Raw genomic sequence first — 15,944 nt, forward strand, 5'->3', positions numbered from 1 at the left:
CCTTTCAGCGATTTCGAGCGCCTAACATGTCGGGCTGGGAGAAGGGGACAGTCCCCGTTTTACTACGCCGACCATCGCGGCGATGGCGCCCGCGCAAAAGGGGGACAGTCCCCGCCGGATTTGTTAGGCGCCTTTGTACAGGGTTTTCAGGATTGTTCCACGTTGATTCCATGCTCGCGCATGTTGTCCATGGCGCGCTGGACGTCGCCAGGATGAAGATCGACGCCGCGGGTCGCATCTTCGATGAGATGCGTCTTGAAGCCAAGCGCGACGGCGTCGAGTGCGGTGAACTTCACGCAATAGTCGGTCGCCAGTCCGCAGACGTAAACTTTGCGGACGCCTTGGGCGTTCAAATACCGATCCAGGCCGGTCGAAGCTCTCCGGCCGTTGTCGAAGAAGCCGCTGTAGCTGTCGATTGTCGGGTCGGTCCCCTTTTGGAAGATTCGGGCGATGCGAGTGCGATCGAGGGCTAGATGCAATTCGGCTCCCGGCGTGCCTTGCACGCAATGCACCGGCCAGAGGATTTGCGGCAACCCGGCCAGTTCGATTTGTTCGCCCGGCTGCTGGCCCGGATGATTGGCGGCGAAACTGCCGTGATTGGCTGGATGCCAGTCTTGCGTGGCCACGACGAGATCGAACCGCGGCAGGATTCGATTGATCACCGGCACGACGAGATCGCCCTCGCGCACCGGCAGCGCGCCGCCGGGACAAAAATCGTTTTGCACATCAACGACGATGAGGGCTTTCATGGCCTGCCCTCGAGCCCGCGGGTCTTGAGAATAAGCTCGGTCTTCAACTCGTGCAGTCCCAGCTCCAGACCGACCGGATAGCGATGCGGGTTGACGAACCGTTTCACTCCGGCATGGAACATCGCCAGTTGCTCCCCCAATCGCCGCCTTGAATCTTCCAGGCTGGGTACACGATACACGCATTTGCCGCGAGAGAAGATCGGCACTAGAAGATCGTCGGCTGCGTCAGGCTGGGAAGCCTGACCTACGATAGCGGTTGCGGCAGGCATGACCTTGCGGCGGGTTGGGTCGAGCGGATCGACCATTGTCGTGTCGCCGCGGATCGGCGTCAGCTCGTCGAAGATTACGTCGCCGATTGCTTGCCTGGATTGCTGAAAACGCCGGACTTGGAGAATCCCCGGCGTGGAGACCTTGATGGCCTGCTCGGAGAGCTTCACTTTGTGTTGCCAGCGCCCTTGACGGTCTCGCAGGACGGAGAGCTTGTAGACGCCGCCGAGCGCCGGCTGATCATAGGCCGTGACCAATCGCGTGCCGACGCCCCAGGCATTGATCGCCGCGCCCTGCTCCTTGAGGCTAGCGATGATTTGCTCGTCGAGTTCATTCGAGGCCAAAATCGACGCATTCGGAAAGCCCGCGTCGTCGAGCATTCGCCGCGCTTCGACGCTCAGCCAGGCGAAGTCTCCTGAGTCGAGCCGAATGCCGATCATCTCGTGCCCTTGGCGGCGCAGCTCGCGGCCGACTTCGATCGCGTGCCGCACTCCTTCGAGCGAATTGTAGGTGTCGACGAGAAACACGCAATTGTTCGGCATCGTCCGGGCATAGGCGCGGAAGGCCTCGACTTCGTTGTCGAACGACATGACCCAACTATGGGCGTGCGTTCCTTTGACCGGAATGCCGTAGAGTCGGCCGGCCAAGACATTTGACGTGGCGTCGCAGCCGCCGAGATACGCGGCCCGGCTCGCCGCCAACCCGCCGTCGATCCCCTGAGCCCGCCGCAGCCCGAACTCGAGCACCGGCTCGCCCCGCGCCGCGAGCACGACCCGCGCCGCCTTGGTCGCAACGAGCGATTGGAAGTTGATAATGTTCAAAAGCGCCGTTTCGAGCAGTTGGGCCTGGATGAGCGGGCCTTGAACGCGCACCAGCGGCTCATGCGGAAAGACGACCGTTCCCTCGGGAACGGCGTGAACGTCGCACGCCAAATGAAATTGGCCGAGGTATTCAAGAAATGCCGGCTCGAAGAGCGGCCGGTCGTCGTTTCCGCGGAGGCCGGCGAGGTAGATCAAGTCGTCGGCGTCGAACCGCATCCGCTCGAGAAACTCGATGACCGTGGCAAGTCCAGCCGCCACAGTGAAGCCGCCTCCGAACGGGTTCTTTCGAAAGACGAGTTGAAACACCGCCTCCCGATCGTGATTGCCGATCTTCCAATAGCCATAAGCCATCGTCAGCTCGTAGAGGTCGGTCAGGAGACCCAGAGAACAGCGGTAGAGCGTGCCGAGTGTGCTCATGCACGAAGTAGACAGTATTCGCCAGACAACATAAAGGGTCGGCGAGGGTCACCTGCCGTCGTCCGCATATGCTGCCCGCAATTCTTGCTGCCTCTCGCCGACGGCCTGTCGCGTCAGCACCGGCCGGGCCCAGAGGGCGCCCCGCTGGCCAAGTGCCACCCGCCCGCTACGGTGCGCTGCCTACTGCTTGCTCCGCACCCGGTATTCGCCCGGCGAAGTCCCGACTTCCCGTTTGAAAGCGACGCTCAAGTATTCGGCGTGCTTGAAGCCAGTTCGTGCGGCGATGGCGGCCAGCGGCAGGTCGGATTCCTCGAGCAATTGCTTTACCCGTTGAAGCTGGATGCGAAGGATTTCTTCGTGGGGCGTGCGTCCGACCGCCTTCTTGAAGCGGCCGTCGAGGATGCTTCGCGAGGTGCGAACCGCGGAGAGCACGTCTTCGACCTTGATCCCCTCGGCGCCGTGCTCGCGGATAAAGCGGAGCGCGGCCGACACCTGCGGATCGGCCACCGCCAGCACGTCGCTCGAATGCCGCGTGATCAGTCCCGCCGGCTTGATCAGGCGCAGGGTTTCTCCGGCTTTGCGGCCGCGCATCATTTCGTCCAGGAGTTGAGCGGTTTCGTAGCCGATGCGCAGCGTGTCGGGGATGACGCTCGATAGGGGCGGCTCCGTGAGGTTACAGAGCAATTCGTCGTTATCGACGCCGATCACGGCGATCTCGTCGGGCACCCGGACCCCGATCCGGCGGCAAACTTCCAGCACGCGCCAGCCGCGAAGATCGTTGCAGGCCATCATTCCGCACGGGCGCCGGAGATGGCGGATCCAATCGACGAGCTGTTTTTCCTCCTGCTGCCAAGATATGGGCTTGTGCCGGCGGCGATCGGGCAGGGGATAGATCTCTAGTCGGCAGCCGGCTTGCTCCGCGAGCTGCGTGAACCAGTGGCGCCGCTCGTTGGACCAGGCGAATCGATCGTCGCCGCAGAAGGCCAATTGCCGGAACCCGCGCTGCGCCAGATGATCGAACACCAGCCGGCTGACCGCCTCGTTGTCGGTTTCCACGCAAGGCAGGTCGGGGAACAGACGACTCCCGCTCACGTCGATCGCCGGAATCCCCGCTGCGCGCACGGCCTTGGCGATCCGCGACGTCACGCTGCGGGCAATGATCCCATGCCCGCGCCAGTTCTTCAACCAATTCGGCGGCGGCGAATCGTCCAATCCTTGATCGGCCAGATAGATCGACCACGGACCGTGATCGCGCAGATACGCGTAAATGCCTCGGAGCAAGCCGCGGGCGTAGGCGTTCGATCTTTCGATCAGCAGGGCGACTTGCGGGCGTTTGGCCATTGGATTGCCCCGCGGCGGCATCGTTCGGACGAAAAAGGCGATCCCACAACTGCTGGACACTACGTACGTCGAGAGCGGGAACGACGGAGGCCGGGGGCGACGCCGAAGAGGCGGAAAGCCGCTCCCGCACGAGCGCACTCGACTGATCTAAAATATCTCAATCGCGCGCAGATATCCAACAGGAAAACCTGCCGATGCGCGATTCATCGTGTCGAAATGATGCCGATCGCCCTCGGTTTTTAGGGAAACACAGCAAAAAATACTCACAGATAAATACGTGAAATCTCAACGAGTCTTGTCGCATCCCAATCGATGTGGCAATTTGCCACACAATAGCATATAGTTGATGAACGCAATTAACCTATTGTCCGACCTCAATTCTTCCGATCGACGCGATGTCCACGACCACCGGTGGCGATGCCCGGCTCAATTTCCGGATCGCTCCAGACCTTAAGCGCACCATCGAAGACGCCGCCGCTCAACTCGGCCAGTCCGTCAGCGACTTCGCAATCTCGACGCTTGTCGAGTCGGCGCAAACCGTGATCGAGCGGCGATCCGTGACGGAGCTTTCACGGCGCGACCGGGATTTGTTCATTTCCATCTTGGACGATGAAGATGCCGCGCCGAACGCGGCTCTGAAGCGAGCCGTGCAGCGCTATCGCAAGCAGTTTGGTCGCCAGTCGGGCCCTCCGCCGACGCAATCCCAATCCGCAAAGCGCCGCAGAAAGCGTCGCGACTGATTCGAGCTATTGGGTCAAAATGCCGAATTGGGACATCGAGCGGCTGCAGAACGTTCACGTCCGTGATTCGTTCGACTTTGGCAACGCCGCGCTCGACGACTGGCTGAAGCGGTATGCGACCCAATTCGAGCGCAGGAATCTGGCTCGCACGTTTGTCGCCACTCGGCCGCCGGCGACAACGGTGCTTGGGTACTTTGCCCTTTCCAATCACGCGATTCGCTGCGAGTCGTTCGCGGCCGAGCAGGCCAAGGGCCTGCCACGGATCGACATCCAAGTCGTTCTGCTCGGGCGACTCGCCGTTTCGCGAACCGAACAGGGCCAGGGCCTCGGCTCTTTCCTGTTGATCGATGCGCTGCGTCGATCGCTGCTTCTCTCGGAGCAGATTGGAGTCCGAGCCGTCGAAGTCGTCGCCATCGACGACGCGGCCCGCAACTTCTACATCCATTTCGGATTCACGCCGTTGGAAGACGATCCGAACCATCTGATCATGCCGATCCAGGCGATTCGAAGGCTTGGTCCTTAAGGCGCTGCCGAACCTTCGGGTCCGTCGGCAGAGAATTCCAATCGGCAAAGCCCCTAAAGGCCTGCGGAGGGCGACCGGCGTCGGTCACTCAAAACACATGCGATTAACGCACGTAAACGAACTCGTCCAAGTTGAATAGCAGCCAGGCGAAGTCTTTCAATCGGGCCGGATCGTTTTCGAGGTAGGCCAGTGCTCGTTCGCGCTCGGCTGAGGAAGGCGGCCGGGCGATGGCCGTGCGATAGGCCTGCTCGACGGCAGCGCTCAGATCGCCGCCGGAATCGTGCTTGAGCCGATCGGCGAAGCTCGTGGCGGCTTTGTCGATCTCTTCGCCGTTCATCATGAACAGCGCCTGCGGGGCCGTGACCGTTTGCGTGCGGACCGGGCAGGGAGTTCGACCGTCATCCACGTCGAACGCCTTGAGGAAATGGGGCACGATGTCGCCGAAGGTCGCATACCCGCGAATCATGTAGGCCGCGCGGCGATTGACGCGGTTGTCGGTGCGAGGGCGATTTCGGAAGCCGCCGCCACGCCGCCCACTTGGCCGGGAAATGTCGAACGACGCGCCGCCGACGCTCGTGTCGAGGTTCCCTGCGGCCGTGAGGATCGAGTCCCAGATCGGCTCGGCCTCCAGCCGCTGCAAGCGGAAATGCCAGAGATACGCATCGCTTGAATCCACCTTCTGATTGGAGGAAAGGTTTTCCGGATCGGCTTCCGAGGCCATCTTGTAGGTATCGGACGTGACGATCAGCCGGTGCATATCCTTCATGCTGAAGTTGCGGTTAGTGAACTCGGCTGCCAGCCATTCGAGCAGCGGCGGGTTCACCGGAACGCCGCCGAGGGCGCCGAAATCGCTCGGCGTCTTCTCCAAACCCTCGCCGAAATGCCATTGCCAAAGGCGATTCACGGCCACGCGGGCCAAAAGCGGATTGTCGCGCGCGGTCAGCCAATCGGAAAATGCCTCGACTCGCCCTTCGTGGAAGTCGATGTTGGCCGGCGCGAACGGCCAGCCGGGCTGCACTTCATGATTCTTTTCCGGCCGCGTGGCATCGCCGCTCGTGAGGATGTAGCTCTTCTGCTGAGCGCGAATCGGATCGACTTCGACCGTCCAAAATGCCGGCAGGGAATTGCGCCCCTCTCGGTCGAGCGAGCCGAGTTGCTTCTCCAGTTCTTGATAGCGCTGACGGTCCGCCGCGGGCATGACTTCCCTGATCTTGTCCGAATCGATCCGCAACACGGGATAATAGTCGTCGGCGATTTTCCGCTCCTCGGCCGAGCGCTCCTTCTCCGGTTTGCGGATCACGGCCTGCACTTCAGGGGGCAACATCGCCACGCGGTCCTCGTACAGCTTCTTCTTGTACGGGGCGATGAGCTGCTCGATCGGCCCTTCGATGGCCGCCCGCTCCTTGGCGGCCGCATCCACCGCCTTTCCGTTGGCGAAAACTTCCGCCGGAGTTGCCAGCGTAATCTTCTTGACCACCAGCGGATCGAACAGGGCCTTCATGGCGTAGAAATCGCGCTGGCTAATCGGATCGTACATGTGATCGTGGCACTTCGCGCAGCCGACCGTCAGCCCCATGAAGGCCGTCGAGATCGTTTCCGTCGAAGTGATCGCCAGTTCCTGGGCGTCCTTGGCGTCGCGCAAGACCGCCGCGCGGGACAGGAACCCCTGTGCGAACATATCGTCCGGCCGCGGCTCGGCGCGCGTGCGATAGCCGAGGCTCGATATCTGCGTGCGCTCAGTGGAGCGATACCCGGTCAATTGCGTGCGGACGAACTGATCGTAGGGCAAATCGTCGTTCAGCGCGTTGATCACCCAATCGCGCCACAAGTAAATCCCAGGCGCGGCGATCATCCGCTCATCGACGTCGGCATAGCGCAGCACGTCGAGCCAATGCCGCGCGTAGCGCACCCCGTGCTGCGGGCTGGCCAGCAGATGATCGACCAGCTTGTCATATGCGTCGGGGCTGTCGTCTTGGAGAAAGGCCTCTTGCTCGGCCGGTGTGGGCGGAATCCCGATCAGGTCGAGATAGACGCGCCGCAATAGCGCCCGCTTGTCGGCCGGGCCGACCGGCTTCAAACCCTTGGACGCGTACTGTGCCGCGACGAAGGCATCGATCGGGTTCGGCGATTGTGTGAGTCCGGCAGGAACTTCTGGGCGAACGACCGGTTTGAGCACCCACAGCGCCGGCTTGTCGTCGGCACGGGACGGTTTGTTCGCAGCGAGAGCACCGCCGCGCCAAGCGAGAAAAATCACCAGACACAATGCAAATCGCTTGATCGTGTACACCTTTGCCACCTCTCCGACAGGAACCCAATAGCTTCTTGCCCCTCGTACCCTTGCAGTTTCAACGCCGCGCGACCGGTCAGCAGCCTCCATGCTAACCGTCAGCGGTCCAGGGTTCAATCGCGAACGATCCGGCAGCAACAGCGATCGTCGAGCCGCTGGCTTGACGGCCGTCGCAACAACTCCGATGATCGTTCTGGCGACGAGGCTGGGAGAAGGGGACAGTCCCCGTTTTGCTGCGCGGACTCCGCAAAAGGGGGACAGTCCCCGCCGGATTTGTTAGGCGCTCAGAGAACCATCATGCGAAATGCACTTCTCGCGAGCGTGGCGGCATTGTTCCTGCTGAGCAGTTCGGCCGTCGCGGTCGATTTGGTTCGCGACCGCAAGCCGGTCGCGGCGATCGTAGTGCCGGCGGACGCGTTGCCGGTCGAAAACTACGCGGCAAAGGAATTGCAGTACCACGTGCATACGTCGACGGGCGCCGAGTTGCCGATCGCCGCCGAGGCGGAGGATTTGCCCGCTGGGGCGCACGTCTATCTCGGGCACTGCAAAGCGACCGGGATGGCCAAACTGGACCCTTCCCGCCTTCCTGGGAATGGCTACATCGTTAAGACCGTCGGCAATGATCTGTTCATCGCGGGCAGCGACTCGCGGGGCGATCCGCTCGGTCTCGATACGCACGAGGGGACGCTGTTCGGTGTCTACGACATTCTCGAAAGCCAGATGCAGGTTCGCTGGCTTTGGCCTGGAAAGCTTGGCGAGATCATCCCGCCGCGCAACGATCTCTCGCTGGCCCCCGCGGATGCGAGCGTGAAGCCGCAGTTGTGGTTCAAGCAGTGGCGCGGCGGCAGCTCGCAGGGGGAGAAGATCTGGCTCAAGCGGCAACGGTTCGGCAGGAGCGTGCAGCCAAAATACGGGCATTCGTTCGGCGATTATTGGGCGCGATTTGGCAAGTCGCATCCCGAGTATTTCAGCATGCTGCCGGACGGGACCCGGCGGCTGGACCCGGATTCAGAGGGCGATACGCAATATGTGCACATGTGCGTTTCCGAGTCCGGTTTGGTGACGCAAATCATTGCGGATTGGAAGGCCCACGGCGCGCCGGAGTTCCTGAACGTCTGCGAGAACGACGGTTGGGCGGGCTGCGCGTGCGAACGATGTCTGTCGTGGGACGAGCCCGATCCGGACAATCTTGTGCCGTTCGACAAGCGGCTGGAAGCGGCGAGGAATGTGTTCGAGGGTCGCGACGGCAGCCGTGGCCCGTGGGCGCTGAAGCTGGGCTCGCTTTCCGACCGCTACGCCAGATTCTGGCGAAACGTTTCGGATCAGGCGGTCAAAACCCGCCCGGACGTGAAAGTCGTCAGCTACGTTTACGACAATTATCGCAAGCCGCCGATCAAGGCGGCCCTGGGCGCGAATGTGCTTTGCGGCCTGGTGCCACAGGAGTCGATCTTCGGCTATAGCAAGGAAGACTCGGCCGTGTTCCGCCACGACTGGAGCGGCTGGGAACAGACCGGCTGCACGTTGTTCCTGCGGCCGAACTATACGCTTCAAGCCCAGAACTTTCCCGCCTTTTATGCCCGCACGCTCGGCGAAGACCTGAAATTCGCCGCAGCCCACGGGCTCAAGGGGACCGACTTCGATTCGCTCACCAGCAAATACTCTACGCAAGGGCCGTCGCTTTATATGCTGGCTACGATCCTGAACCATCCGGAGGCATCCATGGACGGCGTGATCGATGAATTCTGCGCCGCGTTCGGTCCGGCCAAAGAGGCCGTCAAAGAGTATTTCGCGTTGTGCGAATCGGCATATCCGCAGTATTCCGCGGCCGAGCAGGCAAACCGGATCAAGGCGAAGCGGAAATATGGTTGCGGGCTGTATGGCCCATACTACCTGCTGGCCGGCGAAATCTATACGCCGCAATTCATGGCCGCCGCCGGATCGATTCTCGAAAAGGCCCGCACGCGAACGGCCGAGGATTCCACGGCCTCGGCAAGAGTTGAATGGTTGGCCAAGGGTTTGACCCACGCCAATTTGATCTTGGCCGCGCAACGAGCTTACGAGCATGCCGTCGACACGGGGGATAAGACAGACTTTACCAAAACCCACCAGGCGCTCGCAGACTTCCGCAACGAGAACGCCGAGTACGATAAGGCAAACTTCGCCGGCCTCACCGGCGCGGAGCGTGTCTGGACGCGGGCCCAACGTTAGAACGCCCAACAATTCCGGCGGGGACGGTCCCCCTTTTGCACGGGCACCATCGCCGCGATGGTCGGCGGAGCAAAACGGGGACTGTCCCCTTCGCCCAGCCGGATTTGTTAGGCGTTCTCAATTCGCGGAAATCACTTCCGGGCCGTCACTGTGATTTGCTGGCAGTAACAAATCGCGCGTTTCTGCGCTTCACCATTTAGCCCCCATAGGACGACGCGGCGCCGCGCGCCCAGGGGACGTCGTTTTTTGTATCACTTCGCGCTTCGCCGCGCGCAAGTGCGCCTTACACTTCCGACCCGTGGAGAGGGGAATGGTCCGCGCCGGATTCGTGAGGCGTTCCTAGGCCGCTTTAACCCCTTTGGAACAATCATGAAAACTACTCTGATTACATTTTGTGCGGTTCTCAGCTTCGTTGTATTCGCGCGCGCCGAGAGCCCGTCTCGAACTCTCAGGGTCAAAACCAGTTCATCCATCGCTGCGGCGTCAAAGGCCGGCACGGTCGCGAAGCCTTGGCCGCACGAAGCCAGCGACCTCAGGCCCGACCCGAGTGCGGTCTGGGGCAAGCTCGATAACGGGCTGCGCTACGTCATCCTGCCCAACCAACAAGCTCCCGGCCGCGCCAGCCTTCGGCTCTACATGAACGTCGGCTCGCGGATGGAAGCCGAAGACCAGCAGGGGATGGCCCACTTTCTCGAGCACATGGCGTTCAACGGCACCAAGCATTTTCCCGCCGGTGAGACAATTGAATACCTCCAGCGCCTGGGCATGGCCTTCGTCGCGGATACGAATGCTTGTACGATGTTCGACAGGACCGTCTATCAGCTTGAACTTCCGCGGACCAACGAAGAAACGACCGACGAAGGTCTGAAACTTTTCCGCGACTTCCTCGACGGCATGCTCCTCGATAAAAAGGAGATCGAAAGGGAGCGCCGCGTGATTCTCAGTGAGATTTTGGCCCGCGACTCGGCCGACTATCGGTCTCTGATTCCGCAATTGCAATTCACAATCCCGGACACTTTGGTGGCCCGGCGGATGCCGGCTGGAAAGATCGAAACGGTCCGGGCCCTGTCGCCGCAACGATTCGTGGATTTCTACGAGACGTGGTACACACCGGCCCGGGCCGTGATCGTGGCTGCCGGCAAATTCGACGCGAACAGGGTCGAACGGCTGATCCGCAGGAACTTTCAAGACGCTAAGGCGCATCGCGGCGAGCAGCCCGATCCGTCGATTGGAAGCGTCTCGCCCGCGACAGGCGTGACTGCTGAAATGCATGTCGAGAAGGACCTGCCAGTCGTTTCCATCGTCATGAGCGCGGTCGCGCTACACGCCGAAGCGCCCGATTCCGTCGCCCGCCAGCGTCAAGAAATCGTGCGCCTGTTTGCAAATGTGATGCTTAGCAAGCGATTCGATAAACTGGCGGCCGCCAAAGATGCCGTAATACAACTCGGCGCCGCTCGCCACGAGCTGCTATACAATCTAGCCGACTTAAACAGCCTTACGGCCGTATGTCAGCCGTCGCAATGGAAGGCGGCGCTCGGCGTTCTCGAGCAGGAGCTGCGGCGCGCGATGGAATATGGATTCACCGACGCCGAGTTCGATGAGGCGAAGGCGATCTTTCTCAAGATCGGCCAGGCGCAAGCCGATCAGGCTGAAACCCGTCAGTCGAGCGACGTAGCCGGAGGAATCATCGATTCGTTAGCCGAGAACCACGTCGTCACTTCCCCAGCGGACGACTTGGCGCTTCTCAAGAACGTTCTTGCCGGATTGAAAAAGGAAGAGTGCGTAAGGGTCCTACGCGATTCATGGGATTCCCGGGGAGTGAGAATTTGGGTGCAAGGGAATCTACAGGTCGCAGGGGATGGCGCCGAGCAGATTCTGGCCGCCTATCGTCTCAGTCGCTCGATGGCCGTGAACCCGCCCGCCGATGAGAAAGCCGGCCGCTGGGCGTACACGAACTTCGGGCCGGCGGGGCAAATTGTCAAACAGCAGGTTCAGAAGGATCTGGCGATTACCGAGGCGGTCTTCGCCAACAATGTGCGCGTCAATATCAAGCGGACGCCACTTGAGAAGAACAACGTGCGCGTGCTCGTCCGCTTCGGCGGCGGCCTGCTCGAACTGCCTGCCGACAAGTGCGGACTCAATATCTTCGCCAACTTGACGTTCACCGGCGGCGGGCTCGAGGCGCATAGTCTGACCGACTTGAATCGCGCTCTGGCCGGCAAGAACGCGTCGATTAACTTTGCCGTCGGGGAGGAGTCGTTCCAGCTTTCCGGGAGCTGCGCACCGGCCGCGCTTGAATCGGAGCTGCAATTGTGTGCGGCTTACTTGACCGCTCCGGGATATCGCCCAGAAACTCGCGACCAGTTCCTTCTGGTCATCGACGGCCTCTATGCCCAGACCGAGCACACGGCCGCTGGTGTCCTATTCAATGAGGCTTGCGGGTTCCTGCGCTCCGCGGATCCTCGCTTCATCGCGCCGCCGCGGGAAGTCATGCGCAAGTTCACTTTAGACGATCTCAAGAAATGGTTGGCCAATCCGCTCGCGACCGGTTATATGGAAGTGGCCATTGTCGGAGACATCGATCCCATGGAAGCCTTGCAATTGGCCGCCAAGACAGTGGGAGCACTTCCGGACCGTGCCGCGGTTAAGCCGGCGTTCGCCAAGGAGCGCGACATCAGGTTCCCCGTCGCGACGAAAACCAAGGAATTCCGATTCGCATCCGAGACGCCTTGCGCTATCTCGTTTGTCTGTTGGCCCACCTCCGGCGGCCGAGACATTCCGCGCGACCGGCGGATCGGGGCGTTGGCCGCGGTGCTGAACGACCGGCTGCGCCTCAAGGTGCGTCAAGAACTTGGGGCGACCTACACGCCGGAAGTCGTCCAGTATTCGAGCGACGCCTTCCCGGACTATGGCTATCTCGCCGCCTTGATGACTGTGGATCCGAAGCAGATGGCGCAGATTGGCCCGCTGGTGGCCAAGATTGGCGCGGATTTGGCCGCCGGCTCGATTGGGGACGACGAATTCGATCGGGCGATGAAACCTGTGTTGATTTCGCTCGACGATCTCGACAACGGTTACTGGTGCAATCTGCTCGGCCATTGCCAAGAGCATCCGGAATTCTTGGCTGCGGCGCGGGGGCGAAAGGCGGATTATATGGCGATCTCGAAGGCCGATCTCGAATCGCTTGCCAAGCTGTATCTCGCGGCCGACAAAGCGACGATCATCGGCTTGGCGCCTACGGCGCCAGTCAAATGACCCTACCGGGACGTAGCATTGAACCGCCGGGGAGTCTCCTCCTGCTCCCCTGCGGTATTGAAACTACTTCTAGAGCCTATCCGAGAACCGCCGGGGACTGTCCCCCTTTTGCGCGGGCACCATCGCCGCGATGGTCGGCGGAGCAAAACGGGGACTGTCCCCTTTGCCCAGGCGGTTTTTGGATAGGCTCTAGCCTACCATCGCGGCGACGACCATTTCCAAAATCCGGCGCACGCCGTCGTCGGTGCCGATCGGGCCGTCGCTGAATTGGCTGTGGTCGGCCGGCTTCCAGTGGTCGCGCGAGCCGTCGTAGGGGTAGTTCTGCGCGAAGCCCGTGCGGCGGGGATCGTATTGCTCGTCGCTGCCGGCCATCTTGTAGATGACCAAATCGAGCGAGGGGACGACGTAGATTCCAAACCCGCCGCCGCCGGATTTGAAGAAAGCATCATGCGGGGCGCCGGCCACGTGACCATCGGCGTTGATCTCGAACATCAGGCTGAATGGAGCATGGCGTTGATAGGGCGAGGGCCGGCCGCAGGCCTCGACGTAGTCGGCCGGAACAAGCTGCCGGTCTCCCCAGCGGCCTTTGTGCAGCAGAAGATAGCAGAACCGCAGGACGTCGGTCGAGCGGATCGCCGTATCGGCGCCGCCGGGCGTATGAGGCAACATGGTCTCGCCGCGCTGGAGCGCGTAGCCCCATTCGCCCCAGCCCATCGGTTTGGCCAGCCGCTCGTTCAGATAGGCTTGCATCTCCATGCCTACCAAGTGCCGCAGCACGATCGAGGCGATGTGCGGAGATTGCGAAGTGTATGAATAGCCCGCGCCGGGATTGGTCCAGAGCGGCGTGTGCAGGGCGCTTTGATCCTGCCCAAGCCCGCGATTGGAAGCCGTTGCGTCGAGCTTCACCGACGGCTTGAAGTCCACGAAGCCCGGATTGGTCCCCTCGCCATGCAGCCCGGCCGCCATCGAGAGCAATTGCCCGAGATGGATGTCGGCCTTTCTGGGATCGTCGAGCGGGAAAGCTTCGGGCAGGTAGGCTTGCGTGAAGACTTTCTGGTCGAGACCGTCGGGGATTTGCTCGTGCTTTTCCTTGAGCATGATGCCGCAGGCGATGCTCGTGTATGCCTTGCCGATCGAAGCCATCGCCGGCTTGGCTTCGCGATTGCCGCGGCCGTAATACTTCTCGTACACGAGCCATCCGTGCCGAGCCACGAGCAAACCGCCATGCTGGCTGGTGCGCGAACCATAGTCGAACGCCATGTCGAGCCGGCCGATATCGACGCCCGCAACTTTACGCGCTGCGGCGGCATCGGGCGGCGCCCGCCAGCCCCCGGCACTATCCGGCGGCGGATAATAATCCTCTGCCGCGGATGGCGACAGCGGAAGGAACAAGCCAGCGAGCAGAGGGAGCAGAGGGAGCGGAGGCGAGCATCGGATCATGGGCAATGGCATTTTAACAATGTCGCCTGACAGTCTTAGCCATGGTTGAAACGGGAGACGACGCACCCTCACCCCAACCCTCTCCCAGAGGGAGAGGGAGAAACGCGGATGAAACGTCGCCGGCGAAAAGCGATCAACGCCACTGCCGCAAGCAGTAGTGCGAGCGACGAGGGCTCGGGCACAGGCACGGTATCGACCGTGATGCGGACGCGGTCGGGAAGATACGCCACGGAGTACGTGAAGCCTGGGTCGGGCGAAGTGTTGAACGGAAAGCTGCCGGTATTAGCGCCAAGCAGGACATCGAACTGCTCGCCGACCGTCGGCTTGAAGCCATTGACCAGGCTAACGTCGAGCGTGCCATCGAGAGTGGCCAGATTGCTGACAACCAACTGGCTGTATCCGCTGCCGGGCGTGGCGCCGCCGAGCAGTTCCTCGAAAGTTGCGGCGTGCTCCTGCATGTAATTACCAGCGATGGTGAGGATTCCTGGCGAATCGCCGGCGCGTTCGGCGCCTGCCACATTATCGATATTGCCGGCGATCATGCCCGTGCCGCTGAGAATGCCGCCGTTGATCTGGTAGGTGTTGGCGAGGTTGAGCGAGCCATCGACTTTGGTCTCGCCCGAGTTCTGCGTAATGATGCCGCCAACGGAGAGCGTGGCGGCGGCGACGACCGCAACGCTGGCATTGTTCGTGATGAAGGTGTTGTTGAGGGCCAGAGTCTGTCCGGGAGCGTCGGCGGCGATCGTGCCATTGTTGATCAGCCGCCCGCCTCCGCCGTTATTGAATGTCGCGCCGTAGCCGTGGAGTTTGGCGGTGGGGCCGAGAGTCAGGCTGGCATTGCCATCGTTGAAGCGGATGCCATTGGAGGTTCCCGTCATGTTGATGGTGCCGTTGACGGTATTGGCATTGAACAACAAGGCGTAGGCGCCGCCGCTGAACGTGAGATTGCCGTTGATGGTGGCATTGCTGAGATAATTGTTGCCGTTGGCGGCAAAGCTGAAGCCGGCGCCGGTAGCGGCGGCGAAGCTGCCCGTGAGGCTGCCGCCGTCGACGATCACCGTGCCCGAGTCGGCATGAACGACGGCGTTGTTGCCGTTGAGCTGCCCTCCGATGGAAAGCGTCCCGCCGCTAATCCCTTCATAGACTCCATTGCCGCCGAGATTCGTGGTCTCAAGGTAAAGCGTCTGCCCGCTCACGTCGCCAGCGACGATCCCGTTATTGACAAGCGTTCCGCCGCCCCCGTTGTTGTAGGTGATGCCGAAGCCGTGCAGCGTTCCGGTCAACGTCAAACTGGCATTGCTGTCGTTGAAGCGGATGCCGTTGCTTGTGCTGGCCATGTTGATATTGCCGCTGACCGAATTGGCGTTGTACACGAGCGCGTATCCGCCCTGGCCGAAGGTCAAGTCGCTGGCGATCGTGGCGTTCGAGATATAGTTGCTGCCGTTAGCGGCAAAGCTCAGCCCCGTGCCCGTGCTGGTCCCGAGCGTGCCAGTGACGCCGCCGCCGTTGATCTCGACGATGCTATTTGGGTTGTTATCGACGTTCACCTTCAACCCGCCGCCGTTGATGACCGCTCCGATCGATAGAATGCCGCCGTTCTTGGCCTCCAACACGCCACTGCCGGTCAGGTTGGTGTTGTTGATCGCCAGCGTGTTGCCGGCCGAGTCGGCAGAGATGGTGCCGTTGTCGACGAGCGTGCCACCGCCGCCGTTGTTGTACGTCATTCCGAAGCCGTGCAGCGTTCCGGTCAACGTCAAACTGGCATTGCCGTCGTTGAAGCGGATGCCGTTGCTCGTTCCGGCCATCGCGATATTGTGAGCGGAGTTGGCGTTGACGAGCAGGAGGTAGTCGGCGTTGCCGAAGGTGAGGTCGGCGTTGGCGACGACGCGGTGAAAC

Annotated in this window: 10 protein-coding genes; 4 read left to right on the forward strand and 6 right to left on the reverse strand. The window is 61.6% G+C overall.

Annotation, left to right across the window (positions count from 1 at the left end; all coding sequences use genetic code 11):
• Positions 1-146: 146 nt before the first annotated feature.
• From pncA to VGY55_21705, 3 genes are all read right to left on the reverse strand, one after another.
• Complete coding sequence (gene pncA / locus VGY55_21695) at positions 147-749, reverse strand: bifunctional nicotinamidase/pyrazinamidase (protein HEV2972596.1); 603 nt, start codon at positions 747-749, stop codon at positions 147-149.
• A complete protein-coding gene (locus VGY55_21700) occupies positions 746-2,254 on the reverse strand; it encodes a nicotinate phosphoribosyltransferase (protein HEV2972597.1) in 1,509 nt (502 codons plus the stop codon). Before VGY55_21700 ends, pncA begins: the two co-directional genes overlap by 4 nt.
• A gap of 180 nt (positions 2,255-2,434) precedes the next feature.
• The gene (locus VGY55_21705) at positions 2,435-3,595 is read right to left on the reverse strand and encodes a DNA-binding transcriptional regulator (protein HEV2972598.1); all 1,161 of its coding nucleotides are present in this window, start codon (positions 3,593-3,595) and stop codon (positions 2,435-2,437) included.
• A 395-nt stretch (positions 3,596-3,990) separates the two neighbouring features.
• On the opposite strand from VGY55_21705, the gene VGY55_21710 reads away from it, so the two are divergent.
• Together VGY55_21710 and VGY55_21715 are read left to right on the forward strand one after the other, a co-directional pair.
• Positions 3,991-4,335: a DUF1778 domain-containing protein gene (locus VGY55_21710; GenBank protein ID HEV2972599.1), complete on the forward strand. Its 345-nt coding sequence runs from the start codon at positions 3,991-3,993 to the stop codon at positions 4,333-4,335.
• Between the two features lie 19 nt (positions 4,336-4,354).
• A complete protein-coding gene (locus tag VGY55_21715) occupies positions 4,355-4,858 on the forward strand; it encodes a GNAT family N-acetyltransferase (protein HEV2972600.1) in 504 nt (167 codons plus the stop codon).
• A gap of 103 nt (positions 4,859-4,961) precedes the next feature.
• Here VGY55_21715 and VGY55_21720 read toward each other — a convergent pair whose 3' ends face one another.
• A complete protein-coding gene (locus tag VGY55_21720; GenBank protein ID HEV2972601.1) occupies positions 4,962-7,145 on the reverse strand; it encodes a DUF1549 and DUF1553 domain-containing protein in 2,184 nt (727 codons plus the stop codon).
• Between the two features lie 297 nt (positions 7,146-7,442).
• Here VGY55_21720 and VGY55_21725 point away from each other — a divergent pair, with 297 nt between their 5' ends.
• Positions 7,443-9,353, forward strand: coding sequence for a DUF4838 domain-containing protein (locus VGY55_21725; protein HEV2972602.1), 1,911 nt, complete (start codon positions 7,443-7,445; stop codon positions 9,351-9,353).
• A 369-nt stretch (positions 9,354-9,722) separates the two neighbouring features.
• The gene (locus VGY55_21730; protein ID HEV2972603.1) at positions 9,723-12,608 is read left to right on the forward strand and encodes an insulinase family protein; all 2,886 of its coding nucleotides are present in this window, start codon (positions 9,723-9,725) and stop codon (positions 12,606-12,608) included.
• Between the two features lie 189 nt (positions 12,609-12,797).
• Here the strand turns inward: VGY55_21730 and VGY55_21735 are convergent, their stop codons facing one another.
• Complete coding sequence (locus VGY55_21735; GenBank protein ID HEV2972604.1) at positions 12,798-14,048, reverse strand: serine hydrolase; 1,251 nt, start codon at positions 14,046-14,048, stop codon at positions 12,798-12,800.
• Positions 14,049-14,116: 68 nt separating this feature from the next.
• Positions 14,117-15,944 (reverse strand): PEP-CTERM sorting domain-containing protein (locus tag VGY55_21740; protein ID HEV2972605.1); only part of this gene is annotated, 1,828 nt, incomplete at its 5' end.

It is taken from the genome of Pirellulales bacterium (genome assembly GCA_035939775.1).
Classification (GTDB): Bacteria; Planctomycetota; Planctomycetia; order Pirellulales; family DATAWG01; genus DASZFO01.